At 61.5% G+C, this 12,372-nt stretch carries 16 protein-coding genes; 12 read left to right on the forward strand and 4 right to left on the reverse strand.

Annotation, left to right across the window (positions count from 1 at the left end):
• The first annotated feature begins 13 nt into the window (after positions 1-13).
• The 11 genes from fliJ to ACJ8PI_RS10480 all read left to right on the forward strand — a co-directional run bounded on the left by fliJ (position 14) and on the right by ACJ8PI_RS10480 (position 7,120).
• Positions 14-460 carry a flagellar export protein FliJ gene (gene fliJ, locus ACJ8PI_RS10430; RefSeq protein WP_033647768.1) on the forward strand — a complete coding sequence of 149 codons (447 nt, stop codon included), beginning with the start codon at positions 14-16 and terminating at the stop codon, positions 458-460.
• Positions 457-1,689, forward strand: a complete 1,233-nt coding sequence (locus ACJ8PI_RS10435; protein ID WP_041035608.1) for a flagellar hook-length control protein FliK — start codon at positions 457-459, stop codon at positions 1,687-1,689. The genes fliJ and ACJ8PI_RS10435 overlap by 4 nt, the downstream gene beginning before the upstream one ends.
• Before the next feature lie 165 nt (positions 1,690-1,854).
• The gene (gene fliL, locus ACJ8PI_RS10440) at positions 1,855-2,340 is read left to right on the forward strand and encodes a flagellar basal body-associated protein FliL (protein ID WP_033634980.1); all 486 of its coding nucleotides are present in this window, start codon (positions 1,855-1,857) and stop codon (positions 2,338-2,340) included.
• A gap of 5 nt (positions 2,341-2,345) precedes the next feature.
• Positions 2,346-3,350, forward strand: coding sequence for a flagellar motor switch protein FliM (fliM, locus tag ACJ8PI_RS10445; protein WP_033634981.1), 1,005 nt, complete (start codon positions 2,346-2,348; stop codon positions 3,348-3,350).
• On the forward strand, positions 3,343-3,759 hold the full coding sequence (fliN, locus tag ACJ8PI_RS10450) for a flagellar motor switch protein FliN (RefSeq protein ID WP_004934799.1): 417 nt from the start codon (positions 3,343-3,345) through the stop codon (positions 3,757-3,759). Before fliM ends, fliN begins: the two co-directional genes overlap by 8 nt.
• The gene (fliO, locus tag ACJ8PI_RS10455) at positions 3,759-4,163 is read left to right on the forward strand and encodes a flagellar biosynthetic protein FliO (RefSeq protein ID WP_033647771.1); all 405 of its coding nucleotides are present in this window, start codon (positions 3,759-3,761) and stop codon (positions 4,161-4,163) included. Before fliN ends, fliO begins: the two co-directional genes overlap by 1 nt.
• Entirely contained in the window at positions 4,160-4,921 is a 762-nt protein-coding gene (gene fliP, locus ACJ8PI_RS10460) for a flagellar type III secretion system pore protein FliP (RefSeq protein WP_025303257.1), read from the forward strand. The genes fliO and fliP overlap by 4 nt, the downstream gene beginning before the upstream one ends.
• A gap of 21 nt (positions 4,922-4,942) precedes the next feature.
• Positions 4,943-5,212: a flagellar biosynthesis protein FliQ gene (fliQ, locus tag ACJ8PI_RS10465; RefSeq protein WP_004934803.1), complete on the forward strand. Its 270-nt coding sequence runs from the start codon at positions 4,943-4,945 to the stop codon at positions 5,210-5,212.
• A 2-nt stretch (positions 5,213-5,214) separates the two neighbouring features.
• Positions 5,215-5,997 (forward strand): flagellar biosynthetic protein FliR, encoded by a 783-nt coding sequence (fliR, locus tag ACJ8PI_RS10470; protein WP_033647774.1) that lies wholly within the window; start codon positions 5,215-5,217, stop codon positions 5,995-5,997.
• A 363-nt stretch (positions 5,998-6,360) separates the two neighbouring features.
• The gene (gene sra / locus ACJ8PI_RS10475) at positions 6,361-6,495 is read left to right on the forward strand and encodes a stationary-phase-induced ribosome-associated protein (protein ID WP_086556932.1); all 135 of its coding nucleotides are present in this window, start codon (positions 6,361-6,363) and stop codon (positions 6,493-6,495) included.
• A gap of 358 nt (positions 6,496-6,853) precedes the next feature.
• Entirely contained in the window at positions 6,854-7,120 is a 267-nt protein-coding gene (locus tag ACJ8PI_RS10480) for a hypothetical protein (RefSeq protein WP_049234834.1), read from the forward strand.
• A 326-nt stretch (positions 7,121-7,446) separates the two neighbouring features.
• Here ACJ8PI_RS10480 and flgL read toward each other — a convergent pair whose 3' ends face one another.
• Both flgL and flgK read right to left on the reverse strand, forming a co-directional pair.
• Positions 7,447-8,406, reverse strand: a complete 960-nt coding sequence (gene flgL / locus ACJ8PI_RS10485; RefSeq protein ID WP_041035613.1) for a flagellar hook-associated protein FlgL — start codon at positions 8,404-8,406, stop codon at positions 7,447-7,449.
• Between the two features lie 59 nt (positions 8,407-8,465).
• Positions 8,466-10,115, reverse strand: a complete 1,650-nt coding sequence (flgK, locus tag ACJ8PI_RS10490; protein ID WP_164134344.1) for a flagellar hook-associated protein FlgK — start codon at positions 10,113-10,115, stop codon at positions 8,466-8,468.
• Between flgK and ACJ8PI_RS10495 the strand changes: the two genes are divergently transcribed.
• A complete protein-coding gene (locus tag ACJ8PI_RS10495) occupies positions 10,108-10,326 on the forward strand; it encodes a hypothetical protein (RefSeq protein ID WP_039565507.1) in 219 nt (72 codons plus the stop codon). The two genes, flgK and ACJ8PI_RS10495, sit on opposite strands and share 8 nt — an antisense overlap.
• Here the strand turns inward: ACJ8PI_RS10495 and flgJ are convergent.
• Entirely contained in the window at positions 10,323-11,267 is a 945-nt protein-coding gene (flgJ, locus tag ACJ8PI_RS10500) for a flagellar assembly peptidoglycan hydrolase FlgJ (protein WP_060438546.1), read from the reverse strand. The genes ACJ8PI_RS10495 and flgJ overlap by 4 nt on opposite strands.
• Positions 11,267-12,367 (reverse strand): flagellar basal body P-ring protein FlgI, encoded by a 1,101-nt coding sequence (locus ACJ8PI_RS10505; RefSeq protein WP_004934816.1) that lies wholly within the window; start codon positions 12,365-12,367, stop codon positions 11,267-11,269. Before ACJ8PI_RS10505 ends, flgJ begins: the two co-directional genes overlap by 1 nt.
• Positions 12,368-12,372: the final 5 nt, after the last annotated feature.

Below are 12,372 nucleotides of genomic sequence, written 5' to 3' on the forward strand. Positions count from 1 at the left end.
GAGGCGCACAGCGATGAAATCACAGTCACCCCTGATTACCCTGCGCGATCTGGCGCAGGATGCGGTGGAACAGGCCGCGCAACAGCTGGGCCAGGTACGGCAGGCGCAGCAGGCGGCGGAGCAACAGCTGTCGATGCTGCTCAACTATCAGGACGAATACCGCCAGAAGCTGAATCATACGCTCTGCGACGGCATGGACAGCTCACGCTGGCAAAACTACCAGCAGTTTATCGGCACGCTGGAACAGGCCATCGACCAGCACCGCCAACAGCTGCTGCAGTGGGGGCAGAAAGTGGATCATGCGGTGAAGCAATGGCAAGACAAACAACAGCGGCTGAACGCTTTCGAGACCCTGCATACCCGCGCTCTGACGGCGGAGCAGCAGCAGGAGAACAAACGGGATCAAAAACTGATGGATGAGTTCGCTCAACGCAGTGCACAAAGGAATATCAACCCATGAATCTGAACGCCCTGCCCGGCCTGGCCTTACCCGGCGACGCCGGCGGCCTGGCCGAACTGACCTCGGCGCTGGATGAAAGCCAGCTGTCGTCCGCTTTCGCCCAACTGCTCGGCGCCCGTTTCGCGCCCGCCGCCGACGGAAAACAGCCGCCGGTCGCGCTGAGCGCGGACGAAGAACGCGCCCCGGCCCTGAGCCGCAACCAGCTCAATCAACTGCTGGCCACCTTCGGCGAGCGCGGCGGCCTGCTGCAGAACCCGACAACCGTAGCCAACGCGCTTTCGCCTGAGGGCGCCGAGGGCGAAGCGCCCGCCGCCGGCGACAAACCGGCGCAGCCGCCGATCGCCGCCGCCAAAGAGCTGGATGCCGCAACGCTGCAGGCGCTGTACGCCATGCTGCCGGCCGCGATCGTCGCCCAGACTCAGCCAGCCGAAGGCCAACGCTCGCTGCCGGTGGAAAGCGCTGACGAGGCGACTGCGCTGCAGCCCGGCAACGGCCTGCTGAACATCGCGGCGGCCGGTGATAAAACCGCCACACATTCATCGGCATCCCCTGCTCCGTCGCCGACGGGCGCGAAAACGCCTGCCGCCGACGGCGATAACGCCACGGCGGTGCTCCCGCAACCGACCAACGGCGAACGCGCAAGCACCGCACAACCGCTACAGGCGGGCGATACGCCACAGCCGCCGCCGCTCAATCACGCCGTCGCCCTGACCGCCGCCAGCCCGACGCAAACCGCCGCCCCGGCCAGCGCACTGGTGACCGCGCCGCCTGCGCCGCAGCTCAACGCGCAGCTGGGCAGCCCGGAGTGGCAGCAGGCGTTGAGCCAACAGGTGCTGATGTTCCACCGCAACGGCCAGCAGAGCGCCGAGCTGCGCCTGCACCCGCAGGAACTGGGCGCCCTGCAGATCACGCTGAAGCTGGACGATCAGCAGGCGCAGCTGCACATCGCCTCCGCTCACGGCCAGGTGCGTGCGGCGGTGGAAGCGGCGATGCCGCAGCTGCGTCACGCGCTGGCGGAGAGCGGCATCAACCTGGGGCAAAGCAGCGTGGGCGGCGAGTCCACGCCGCAATGGCAGCAACAGGCGCAGCAGCAGGCTTCCAACGGCCAGGGGCGTGCCAGCTATGCGGAACATCATGGCGGTGACACTGCGGCCGCCGAGGGCGTCAGCGCACCGGTGGCGCTGCAGCGCATGGCCAGTGCGGTCAACGGCGTCGATATTTTCGCCTGAGCCGCCGCAAACGCCCAAGCTGGCACCCATTTGCGCGTCTATTCAAGCTATTGCACGCCGCAATAGACGCGATAATACCTTTACATGTCATGCGTGCGGCTTTGCCGCGCGCTATGCCCGCCGCCTCGCCGGCCGCGGGTGGAACAACAGGAATTAGATTTGGCTATGTCTCAGAACACCCTTCCCGCAGCACCGAAACGCTCCCTTCTAGTCATCCTGCTGGTGTTGATCAGCGTCGTCGCCTGTGGCGCCGCGGGCTACAGCTGGTGGCTGCTGCAACAGCATAAAAACGGCGCCGAACCGGCCGCCGCCAAACAGCAACCGCCGGCCGCGCCGGTGTTCATGCCGCTCGACACCTTTACCGTCAACCTGGTGACGCCGGACAACAACCCGGATCGCGTGCTGTACATCGGCCTCACGCTGCGTCTGCCGGACGAAAGTACCCGCCGTCAGCTGAACGATTTTCTGCCGGAAGTGCGCAGCCGTCTGCTGATGCTGCTCTCCCGTCAGGAAGCGAGCCAGCTGGCCAATGAACAAGGGAAGCAACGGTTGGTGGCGCAGATTAAGGACGTGCTCAGCCCGCCGCTGGTTAAGGGACAACCGAAGCAGGTGGTCAGCGATGTGCTGTTCACCGCCTTCATACTGCGGTAATCACTATGGGCGACAGCATTCTTTCACAGGCAGAGATCGACGCCTTGCTCAACGGCGACAGCGCGGGTGATGAACCCGAAGCGATAGTCGGCAAAGAGAGCGAGGTCAAGCCTTACGATCCGACCACCCAGCGCCGCGTGGTGCGCGAGCGTCTGCACGCGCTGGAAATCATCAACGAACGTTTTGCCCGGCAGTTCCGCATGGGGTTGTTCAACCTGCTGCGCCGCAGCCCGGACATTACCGTCGGCCCGATCAAAATCCAGCCGTATCACGAGTTCGCCCGCAACCTGCCGGTGCCGACCAACCTGAACCTGGTGCATCTGAACCCGCTGCGCGGCACCGCCCTGTTCGTGTTCGCGCCGAGCCTGGTGTTCATCGCCGTCGATAACCTGTTCGGCGGCGACGGCCGCTTCCCGACCAAGGTCGAAGGCCGCGAGTTCACCCCGACCGAACAGCGGGTGATCAAGCGCATGCTGCGCCTGGCGCTGGACGCCTACGGCGACGCCTGGAGCGCCATCTACAAGATCGACGTGGAGTACGTACGCGCCGAAATGCAGGTGAAGTTCACCAACATCACCACTTCGCCGAACGATATCGTGGTCACCACGCCGTTCCAGGTGGAGATCGGCGCGCTGACCGGCGAGTTCAACATCTGCATTCCGTTCGCCATGATTGAGCCGCTGCGCGAGCTGTTGACCAACCCGCCGTTGGAAAACTCGCGGCAGGAAGACAGCCATTGGCGCGAAACGCTGGTGAAGCAGGTGCAGCACTCCGAACTGGAACTGATCGCCAACTTCGTCGATATCCCGATGCGGCTGTCGAAAGTCCTGAAGCTGCAGCCGGGCGATGTATTACCGATAGACAAGCCGGAACGCCTGATTGCCCATGTGGACGGCGTACCGGTTCTGACCAGCCAATACGGCACGTTGAACGGGCAATATGCCCTGCGTGTTGAACATTTGATTAACCCTATTTTGAATGCTCTGAGTGAGGAACAGCCCAATGAGTGATCCTAAGCAACCGTCTGGCGAAGGAAAGGAATCCGTAGACGATCTGTGGGCTGATGCGTTTAACGAGCAGCAGTCCTCAGAGAAATCCGGCGCGAGCACCGAAGGGGTGTTCAAGTCGCTGGAAGCTCAGGATGCGCTCGGCAGCCTGCAGGATATCGACCTGATCCTGGATATTCCGGTCAAGCTGACCGTGGAACTGGGGCGCACCAAGATGACCATCAAAGAGCTGCTGCGCCTGTCGCAAGGCTCGGTGGTAGCGCTGGACGGCCTGGCCGGCGAGCCGCTGGACATCCTCATCAACGGTTACCTGATCGCACAAGGTGAAGTGGTGGTGGTGGCCGACAAGTTCGGCGTGCGCATCACCGACATCATCACCCCGTCCGAACGCATGCGCCGACTGAGCCGCTGATGACCGTCGCGGCGCCCGTTACCGTCCAAAGCAGCCAACCACCCGCCGCGCCGGCCTTGCCGGCCGGTTCGGTGTTGATGCAGGTCAGCAGCGCGCTCGGCGGCATTCTGCTGCTGATCCTATTGGCCGGTTGGCTGTTCCGTCGGCTGGGCTTCGCCCCGCAGGCGCGCAACAACAAGCTGCTCAACCTGCGCGCCAGTTGCCAGGTCGGGCAGCGCGAGCGCGTGGTGGTGGTGGAAGTCGACGACACCTTGCTGGTATTGGGCGTCACCGCCCAGCAGATCACCCCGCTGCACACCCTGCCTGCCCCGCCGAAAGACGAGGGCGCGGCCGACGCGGCGACGCCGGCGGACTTCCGCCAACTGATGCAAAAAGTTCTGAAACGCCCGGAAAAATCGGCATGACCTCAACTCTTCATACCCTCGTCCGCCGTCCGGCGGTTTGGCTCCCTGCCGCCCTGCTGTTCATCAGCCCGGCGGCTTTGGCGCAACTGCCGGGGCTGATCAGCCAGCCGCTGGCCAACGGCGGCCAAAGCTGGTCGCTGCCGGTGCAGACGCTGGTGCTGTTGACCTCGTTGACCTTCCTGCCCGCCATGCTGCTGATGATGACCAGCTTTACCCGCATCATCATCGTGCTCGGGCTGCTGCGCAACGCGCTGGGCACCCCGTCGGCGCCGCCGAACCAGGTGATGCTGGGGCTGGCGCTGTTCCTGACCTTCTTCATCATGTCGCCGGTGTTCGACAAAGTTTATCAGGACGCCTACCTGCCGTTCAGCCAGGACAAGATCGGGTTGGAGGTCGCGCTGGATAAAGGCGCGCAGCCGCTGCGCGAATTCATGCTGCGCCAAACGCGCGAAACCGATCTGGCGCTGTACGCCAGGCTGGCCAATCAGCCACCGCTGGCCGGCCCGGAGGCGGTGCCGATGCGCATCCTGCTGCCCGCCTACGTCACCAGCGAACTGAAAACCGCCTTCCAGATCGGCTTTACGGTGTTCATTCCGTTCCTGATTATCGACCTGGTGGTCGCCAGCGTGCTGATGGCGCTGGGGATGATGATGGTGCCGCCGGCCACCATCTCGCTGCCGTTCAAGCTGATGCTGTTCGTGCTGGTCGATGGCTGGCAGCTGCTGCTCGGCTCGCTGGCGCAGAGTTTCTATTCGTAACCCCCGACCGGAGAACGCGAGATGACACCTGAATCGGTTATGGCGCTCGGCACCGAAGCGATGAAAGTGGCGCTGGCGCTGGCCGCCCCGCTGCTGCTGGCGGCACTGATCAGCGGCCTGGTGGTCAGCCTGCTGCAGGCCGCCACCCAGATCAACGAAATGACGCTGTCGTTCATCCCCAAAATTCTGGCGGTGGTGGCCACCATCATCATCGCCGGCCCCTGGATGTTGAACCTGCTGCTGGACTACATGCGCACCCTGTTCAGCAACCTGCCCACCCTGATCGGCTAACCGTGCTCACCTTCGACAGCGCCCAGCTCACCGTCTGGCTCAGCCACTATTTTTGGCCGCTGCTGCGCATTCTGGCGCTGATAAGCACCGCGCCGGTATTCAGCGAAAAGCAAATCAGCAAAAAGGTCAAAATCGGCCTTGGCGGGCTGATCGTCATCCTGATCGCGCCGACGCTGCCCGCCAGCAATATCCCGATCTTCTCCGCCGCCGGCCTGTGGCTGGCGATTCAACAGATTCTGATCGGCGTGGCGCTGGGATTGACCATGCAGTTCGCCTTCGCGGCGGTGCGCCTGGCGGGCGAAGTGATCGGCATGCAGATGGGCCTGTCGTTCGCCACCTTCTTCGATCCCAGCGGTGGCCCGAACATGCCGGTGCTGGCGCGCCTGCTCAACCTGCTGGCGATGCTGCTGTTCCTCAGCTTCGACGGCCATCTGTGGCTGATTTCGCTGCTGGCGGACAGCTTCCACACCCTGCCTGTCCAAACGCAGCCGCTGAACGGCAACGGCTTCCTGGTGCTGACCCAGGTCGGCTCGCTGATCTTCATCAACGGCATGATGCTGGCGCTGCCGCTGATCTGCCTGCTGTTGACGCTCAACATGGCGCTCGGCTTGCTCAACCGCATGACGCCGCAGCTGTCGGTCTTCGTGATCGGTTTCCCGGTCACCATGACCTTCGGCATCATGACGCTGGGCATGATGATGCCGATGCTGGCGCCGTTCTGCGAGCATCTGTTCGGTGAAATCTTCGATCGGCTGGCGGCGGTGATCGGCGGCATGACTTTCTGAGCCCCTAAGCCGCCCCTTCTTTCCCTCCCGCTTCCCTCTGAGACAAAATGGCAATAAAAACGCTTTCCTGGAACAAAAGCCTGAGAAACGTCTTTTATCCGGATTAAGGTTCAAATGTCTCCGGCGGCTTGAATAAATAAAACCCCGACCTAGAATAGACCCGGTAACAAAAAAATATCGCCTTGCACCTCCTTAATTTTCCGCGGCGATAAAATACGTTTATCTCGAGTGAAAAAAAATAAAAACAACCCCGTCACGCATTGTTAAATGCGCGGCAAATAACTGACACCCTGAATAAATGCGTCCGGCGCCTGCCGGCTGCAGGGCGCAGTATCGACCTTTGCTAACCACAGGAGCGAGATCATGATTAAAGCGAAAAGCAACCGCAAGGCACGCCGGTTATTCGGTTTGACCCACTGGAAAAGCAACAAGTTTAGAGTTTCTTTTACCGAGACGGCCGACGGCGGGAAATGGAAAGTGGTGAAGAAAAAGAAATAATACCGTACGGTTTTTAGCAAAACACTCCGGGTTGCGCCCGTATCCGGCCTCTGCTGCGCCATTCGACGCTGCACCGGGACGGCAACCCGGCTCCTGCCGTAACCGGCATTGATCACCCGTCGGCAAGCCATGTCGACATCCTGTGCATTTCATTGTCAGGAATGAAATAATGCAGCACGTCGCCCTCGCTGCCACGCTAAATTTAGAGATAATGCATTAATAATTTGATTTACTCACACCTCTTATTTATCCGCTGACAAGAAAAATCGATTTTGCCCCTTATTCCCCCAGCGTTATATTGAGAACGACCTTGCAGACAGCACGCTGCAAATCTCACCAAAATATAATCGGTGTAAATATGAAGATAAAATTTCAGCTGAGTGATTTATTTATCTCCGGCATTTCCCTCTTGATCATGAGCACCATTTTAAACACGTTGGGCTTTTCATGGGGTTTGTTTGTTCTGCCGCCTGGCGTCGATAGGTTTGTCATCATCCTGTTTACTTTGTTCGGGTCATTAAAACTGGCCGAGTATATCTGCAACCCCATACGGTGGCTGCTCAATGCAAGCCCCAAGCCTCAAATCAAAAACAACACCCCTAAAAATAACGCGAAGTCGCGTTAACAGGAGATCGACCTATGTTGAGAGAACTGACCAGCCGTAACGGCAGTGCGATTGGCACGGCGGCGGCCTCAGCCTTTGTCAACATAGGCAGTCAATGCACTAAAGGGTCCGGCAACGATCGCGGCGTGCCTTTCCGCTGACGCTTAAGGTGAATGGGAACACGCAGACAAAAAAAGGCGCGTCGCTCAGTCAGTAGTGGGAGAACAAGCGACGCGCCAAACGAGTGCGCCCGGTTTCAAGAAGCCTCCCTCCCCGCGGGGCGGAGAGGGTATTTTCTAAGCGCACTAAAGGGAAACCCGTCGCGGTCAGGCAACGGGGTATTGCTCTTAACGATTCATCTGGAACAGCGACATGCCCTGCATATCGCTGAAGGTTTTATACGACGCCTGCAGCGCCGCCTGCTGCATAAAGTAAGACGAAATAGACTCGGCCAGATCGGCATCCGTCAACGCGCTCATCTGGACCTGGTTGGTCATATCGCGCTCTTTGCCGATGCTGTCCAGCTGATCCATTTCCTGCAGCTGGCTGCCCAGCTCGGCGCGCACGCTCAGCACGTTGTTGTAAGAGTTGTCCAGGCCGCGGTTGGCTTTCGCCAGCGCATCGTTCACCTGCTGCCTGGTGGCCTCATCGGCGCCCTGCAGCGGGGTTTTCAGCGCGTTCAGCGCGATATCGATACTCTCGAACACGTTGCTGACCGGCGCACTGCCGTCCGGCTCAGGCTTCGGGTTGCTGGTCAATGACATGAACACCGCGTTGCCGGTATGGCCGATGGTCATGGTGCGGTTGGCGTCCACTTTCTGCTGAACCGTCTTGTCGCCGCCCTGATAGCTGACGGTGCCGCCGTTATCGACGAACGGCGCCTTGTCGTTCACGTATCCGCCGAACATATAGCGGCCGTTGCCGTCGGTGCTGTTGGCCTGGTTCAGCAGCTGATCTTTCAGCCCCTGCAGCTGGGTGGCCAGCGACTGACGGTCGTTATCGCTTTCGGTGCCGCCGGCGCTGACGATCAGCGCCTTCATGTCCGCGATGGTGGACGTTGCGCCGGCCAAGACCGTTTCTTCCATCGACACGCTTTGGCGAGCGAAAGTGCGCGCCAGCGTGTATTGGCTGTTTTCCGCCTGCGACTGCGACAACATCACCGCGCGCGACGCCGCCAGCGGATCGTCGGACGGGTTGATCACCCGCTTGCCCGAGGAAAGCTGCTCGGCGGCCTTCATGAACAGCGACTGGTTGCCCGTGATGCCGTTCATGTTCTGTTGGTACATCATGCTGGTGCTCATGCGCATGCTGTGGGTTCCTTACTCTGAGCGGCCGGCGCCGTTATCGGCGCCGGTTAACAATAAAATCAACGAATATTCAGCAGCGCATCGAACAGCGAGCTGGCGGTCTGGATCACCTGCGCGTTGGCCATGTAGTACTGCTGGAAACGCAGCAGCTCACCGTACTCTTCGTCGAGGTTGACGCCGGACATCGACTGCTGTTGCGCGCCCAGCTGCGTCACGATCTTGGCCTGCGACGTGGTGATGGCCTTGGCGGCAGCGGTCTGGTTGCCGACGCCGCTGACGATGCCGGCGTAAGCGCCGCTCAGGGTCGCCTTACCGTCCACCAGGTTTTTGGTTTGCAGATCCAGCAGCTTCTTGGCGTTTTCGTTATCGCCGCGGCCGCTGTCGTCTTTACCGGCGGCGGCAATCTTGGATGAATCGGTGATGGCCACTTTCAGATTGCCCGCCACGTCGCTGACCGGCTTCACGGTGAAGCTGTCTTTGGCCTGCGCATTGCCGTCGATGCTCACTTCCAGCCCGTCGAAGTTCAGCGTCGGTTTGCCGTCGGCGCTGGTGCCCGGCGTGGCGTTGACTTTCACGTTGTCGGGCAGGCGGCTGACCTGCCAGTTGCTGCCGTCGAACTCGACGCGATAATCGTTGGCCTTCACCTTGCCGGTGTCGGTGTAAGCGACCGACAGCGACGCATCGCCGGTGTTGCGGGTGTTATCCACCACCCGGCCGCCGCTGAAGCTGAAGAAGTCGCCGCCCGCGTCGCCGTTCAGGTCGAAACCGGCGCGATGCTGCTGGTTGAAGCTATCCGCCATCGCCAGCGCCAACTGGCCCAGCTGATTGCGCACGCCGTCCAGCGTCTCGCTGCGGAATTTCAGCACGCCGCTCAGCGTGCCGCTGGTGATCTGGCCTTCCGGCACTTCGCTGGCGCCATTGCCGCGGTTATAGCCGATGGTCAGACGAGAAGGATCGCTGCTGGAAGGCACGGCTTCCACCTGATAGGTGTTGCTGCCCTGCACCAGGGTCAAACCGTTGGCGAAGGAGACGGTATAGGCGTCGCCGTCCTGCTGCGTGACCTGTACGCCCACCAGCTGATTCAGCTCGGTAACCAGCTGATCGCGCTGATCCAGCAACGCATTCGGCTCGCCGCCGGCGCTGCCGCGCAAACGGGTGATCTCGTCGTTCAGCTTGGCGATCTGTTGGCCGTAGCTGTTGATCTGCTGCGCCGTATCGCTGATCTGCTGATTGACGCCGCTGTCCATGTCGCGCAGGAATTTGTCGGTGTTGTTGAACTGGTTCACCAGGCCGTTGGCCTTGCCCAGCACCGTCTGGCGCGCGGCGTCGTCACCGGCGTTGCTCACCAGGTTCTGCAGGTTGGTGAAGAAATCCTGCATGTTGGTCGACAGCGGGTTGGTTTTGCTCGCCAACAGGTTGTCGATCTGCGAAATCTTCTCGTAATAGGCGTTTTGCGCCCCGAACGAACTCTGTGCGCCGCGCAGCTGGTTGGTGATGAACTGGTTGTACTCGCGGTTGACGCTGGTGACGGTGACGCCGTTGCCGATAAAGCCGCTCATGGTGGCCATGCCGCCGTTCTGCGCCAGGATCGCGGTCTGGCGGTTGTACCCCGCCACGTTGTAGTTGGAGATGTTGTTGCTGACGGTACTGAGCGCCACCTGAGCCGCATTCAGCCCGCTCATCGCGGTATTGATTAAGCTATTGGACATCGGAATTCCTTATGCTGCGGCGCCGGTGGCCCACAGGGTTCAAATTGAGCTGCTGAGCCTGTTCGCTCAGCCTGTCTCGGTTATCGGCAAAAATGAGAAGAACTTGAGGAAAAAAAGCGGCAATGCGGTCAGCCTCCAGCCAGCCTTCATTACCGCCTATCCCCTCAATAATTGGCGCCGCAGCAAGGCGACAAGCATGACGGGGATTTAGAACAACTCTTTCAAATCGTGGGTATAGGCTTTGACCGCCTGTTCCCCCGCGCTCTTCATCTGCTGGATCACGCTGACCAGTTTGCTGGCGTACTGCGGGTCGGTGGCGTATCCGGCGCGCTGCAACGCATGCGCCGCCTGCTCCGGGCTGCGCGCGGCGGCCACGTCGGCGTAGCGCGGGTTGTTGGTCAGCAGTTTGACGTAATCGGCGATCGCTTCGACATACGAACCGTAAACGCGGAACTTCGCCTTCACCTTCTTCGCCGCGCCCTGTTCGAACTCGGTGGTGGTGATCTCCGTCACCGGCCCGTTCCAGCTGCCGCCGGCCTTGATGCCGAACAGGTTGTAGCTCGGCGTGCCGTCTGAGGTCGGGATCTCGCGCTGCCCCCAGCCGGACTCCAGCGCCGCCTGCGCGACGATCAGCTGATGCGGAATGCCGCTCTGCTGGCTGGCCACCTTCGCTGGTATCGACAGACGAGCGACGAAGTTGCCGTTGTTGAGCGACAGCGGCGCGGCGGCCGGCGGAGCTTTCGGCATCGCGCGGCGCACCATCTGCTCCAGCGCCTGGTTCGGCAGCGTTTGCAGCACCTCGTTATCCAGCGCCATCGGCGACAGGCCCGCCGTTTCACTCGGCACCGTGTTGGCATTGCTCATCTGCTTGACCATCATGTCCGCCAGCCCCAGCCCTTTTTGCGACATCTGCTGGGCGATTTGCTGGTCGTACATCGAGGTATAGAGCCGCGTTTGATCGCTGCTCAATACCCCGTCCTGCGGCAAGGCGGAACGCATGCTTTTCAGCATCATCTGCACGAACATGCCTTCCACCTGCTGGGCCACCTGCTTGAGGTTGCCCTGCGGGTCAGCCGCCGCATCGCGCTTGAGGCCATTCAGCGCCTGGGCGTCATAGGCCGCGCCCGACATCGCCATCAGATCGCCAGCCATCAGATGATTTCCAGCTTGGCGCGCAGGCAGCCGGCGCTCTGCATCGCCTGCAGGATCGACATCAGGTCGATCGGCGTGGCGCCCAGCGCGTTCAGCGCGCGGATCACGTTGTTCAGGTTGGCGCTGGCGTTCACTTTCTGCAGCGATCCGCCCTGCTGTTGCACCGAGATCTGGGTGTTTGGCGTCACCACCGTCTGGCCGCCGCCGAACGGCGTCGTCGGCTGGCTGACGGTGTTCTGCCGATCGACCACCACCGACAGATTACCCTGAGCGACGGCGCAAGAGTCGAGGATCACATCGCGGTTCATCACCACCGAACCGGTGCGCGAGTTGATGATCACTTTGGCGTCCATCGCGCCGACGTTGACGGTAATGTTTTGAATCTCCGCCAGGAAGCGCACCTGAGAGCTGTTGCCCTGCGGCACCAGCACCTGGATCGTGCGGGCGTCGAGCGGCGTCGCGGTGCCGCCGCCGCGTTGGCGGTTGATGGCGTCGCTGATCTGCTGCGCCAGCGTGAAATCTTCGTCGTTCAGCTGCAGGTTGAGAACGCCGCCGCTGCCGAAGGTGGTCGGCAGCTCACGCTCGATGGTGGCGCCGTTGCTGATGCGCCCGCCCGCCAGCTGGTTGACCTGCACGCTGCTGCCGCCGGCCGCCGCGCCCGCGCCACCGACCAGCACGTTGCCCTGCGCCAGCGCATAAACCTGGTTATCCACGCCTTTGAGCGGCGTCATCAGCAGGGTGCCGCCACGCAGGCTCTTGGCGTTGCCCATCGAAGAAACCACCACGTCGATGTTCTGCCCGGCGCGCGAGAACGGCGGCAGTTTGGCGGTCACCATCACCGCCGCCACGTTTTTCAGCTGCATGTTGGTGCCCGGCGGCACGGTGATGCCCAGCTGCGACAGCATGTTGCTCAGGCTTTGGGTGGTGAACGGCGTCTGCATGGTCTGGTCGCCGGAGCCGTCCAGCCCCACCACCAGGCCGTAGCCGATCAGGGCGTTGTCTCGCACGCCCTGCACCGTCACCAGATCGCGGATGCGCTCCGCCGCCGCCGGCAAGCACACCAGCCCGACGCACAGCGCGATAAACCATTTTTTCAGCATCAGTC

The organism is Serratia sp. CY82433, assembly GCF_052166535.1.
Taxonomy (GTDB): domain Bacteria; phylum Pseudomonadota; class Gammaproteobacteria; order Enterobacterales; family Enterobacteriaceae; genus Serratia; species Serratia sarumanii.

What these genes read in the sequence shown, in the direction of transcription:
- fliO (WP_033647771.1), top strand. Translation starts at nt 3,759, where the DNA reads ATGACCGTCGCGGCGCCCGTTACCGTCCAAAGCAGCCAACCACCCGCC.
- fliP (WP_025303257.1), top strand. Translation starts at nt 4,160, where the DNA reads ATGACCTCAACTCTTCATACCCTCGTCCGCCGTCCGGCGGTTTGGCTC.
- ACJ8PI_RS10480 (WP_049234834.1), top strand. Translation starts at nt 6,854, where the DNA reads ATGAAGATAAAATTTCAGCTGAGTGATTTATTTATCTCCGGCATTTCC.
- ACJ8PI_RS10505 (WP_004934816.1), bottom strand. Translation starts at nt 12,367, where the DNA reads ATGCTGAAAAAATGGTTTATCGCGCTGTGCGTCGGGCTGGTGTGCTTG.
- fliL (WP_033634980.1), top strand. Translation starts at nt 1,855, where the DNA reads ATGTCTCAGAACACCCTTCCCGCAGCACCGAAACGCTCCCTTCTAGTC.
- fliN (WP_004934799.1), top strand. Translation starts at nt 3,343, where the DNA reads ATGAGTGATCCTAAGCAACCGTCTGGCGAAGGAAAGGAATCCGTAGAC.
- fliQ (WP_004934803.1), top strand. Translation starts at nt 4,943, where the DNA reads ATGACACCTGAATCGGTTATGGCGCTCGGCACCGAAGCGATGAAAGTG.
- fliM (WP_033634981.1), top strand. Translation starts at nt 2,346, where the DNA reads ATGGGCGACAGCATTCTTTCACAGGCAGAGATCGACGCCTTGCTCAAC.
- sra (WP_086556932.1), top strand. Translation starts at nt 6,361, where the DNA reads ATGATTAAAGCGAAAAGCAACCGCAAGGCACGCCGGTTATTCGGTTTG.
- flgJ (WP_060438546.1), bottom strand. Translation starts at nt 11,267, where the DNA reads ATGGCTGGCGATCTGATGGCGATGTCGGGCGCGGCCTATGACGCCCAG.
- fliJ (WP_033647768.1), top strand. Translation starts at nt 14, where the DNA reads ATGAAATCACAGTCACCCCTGATTACCCTGCGCGATCTGGCGCAGGAT.
- ACJ8PI_RS10435 (WP_041035608.1), top strand. Translation starts at nt 457, where the DNA reads ATGAATCTGAACGCCCTGCCCGGCCTGGCCTTACCCGGCGACGCCGGC.
- flgL (WP_041035613.1), bottom strand. Translation starts at nt 8,406, where the DNA reads ATGCGCATGAGCACCAGCATGATGTACCAACAGAACATGAACGGCATC.
- flgK (WP_164134344.1), bottom strand. Translation starts at nt 10,115, where the DNA reads ATGTCCAATAGCTTAATCAATACCGCGATGAGCGGGCTGAATGCGGCT.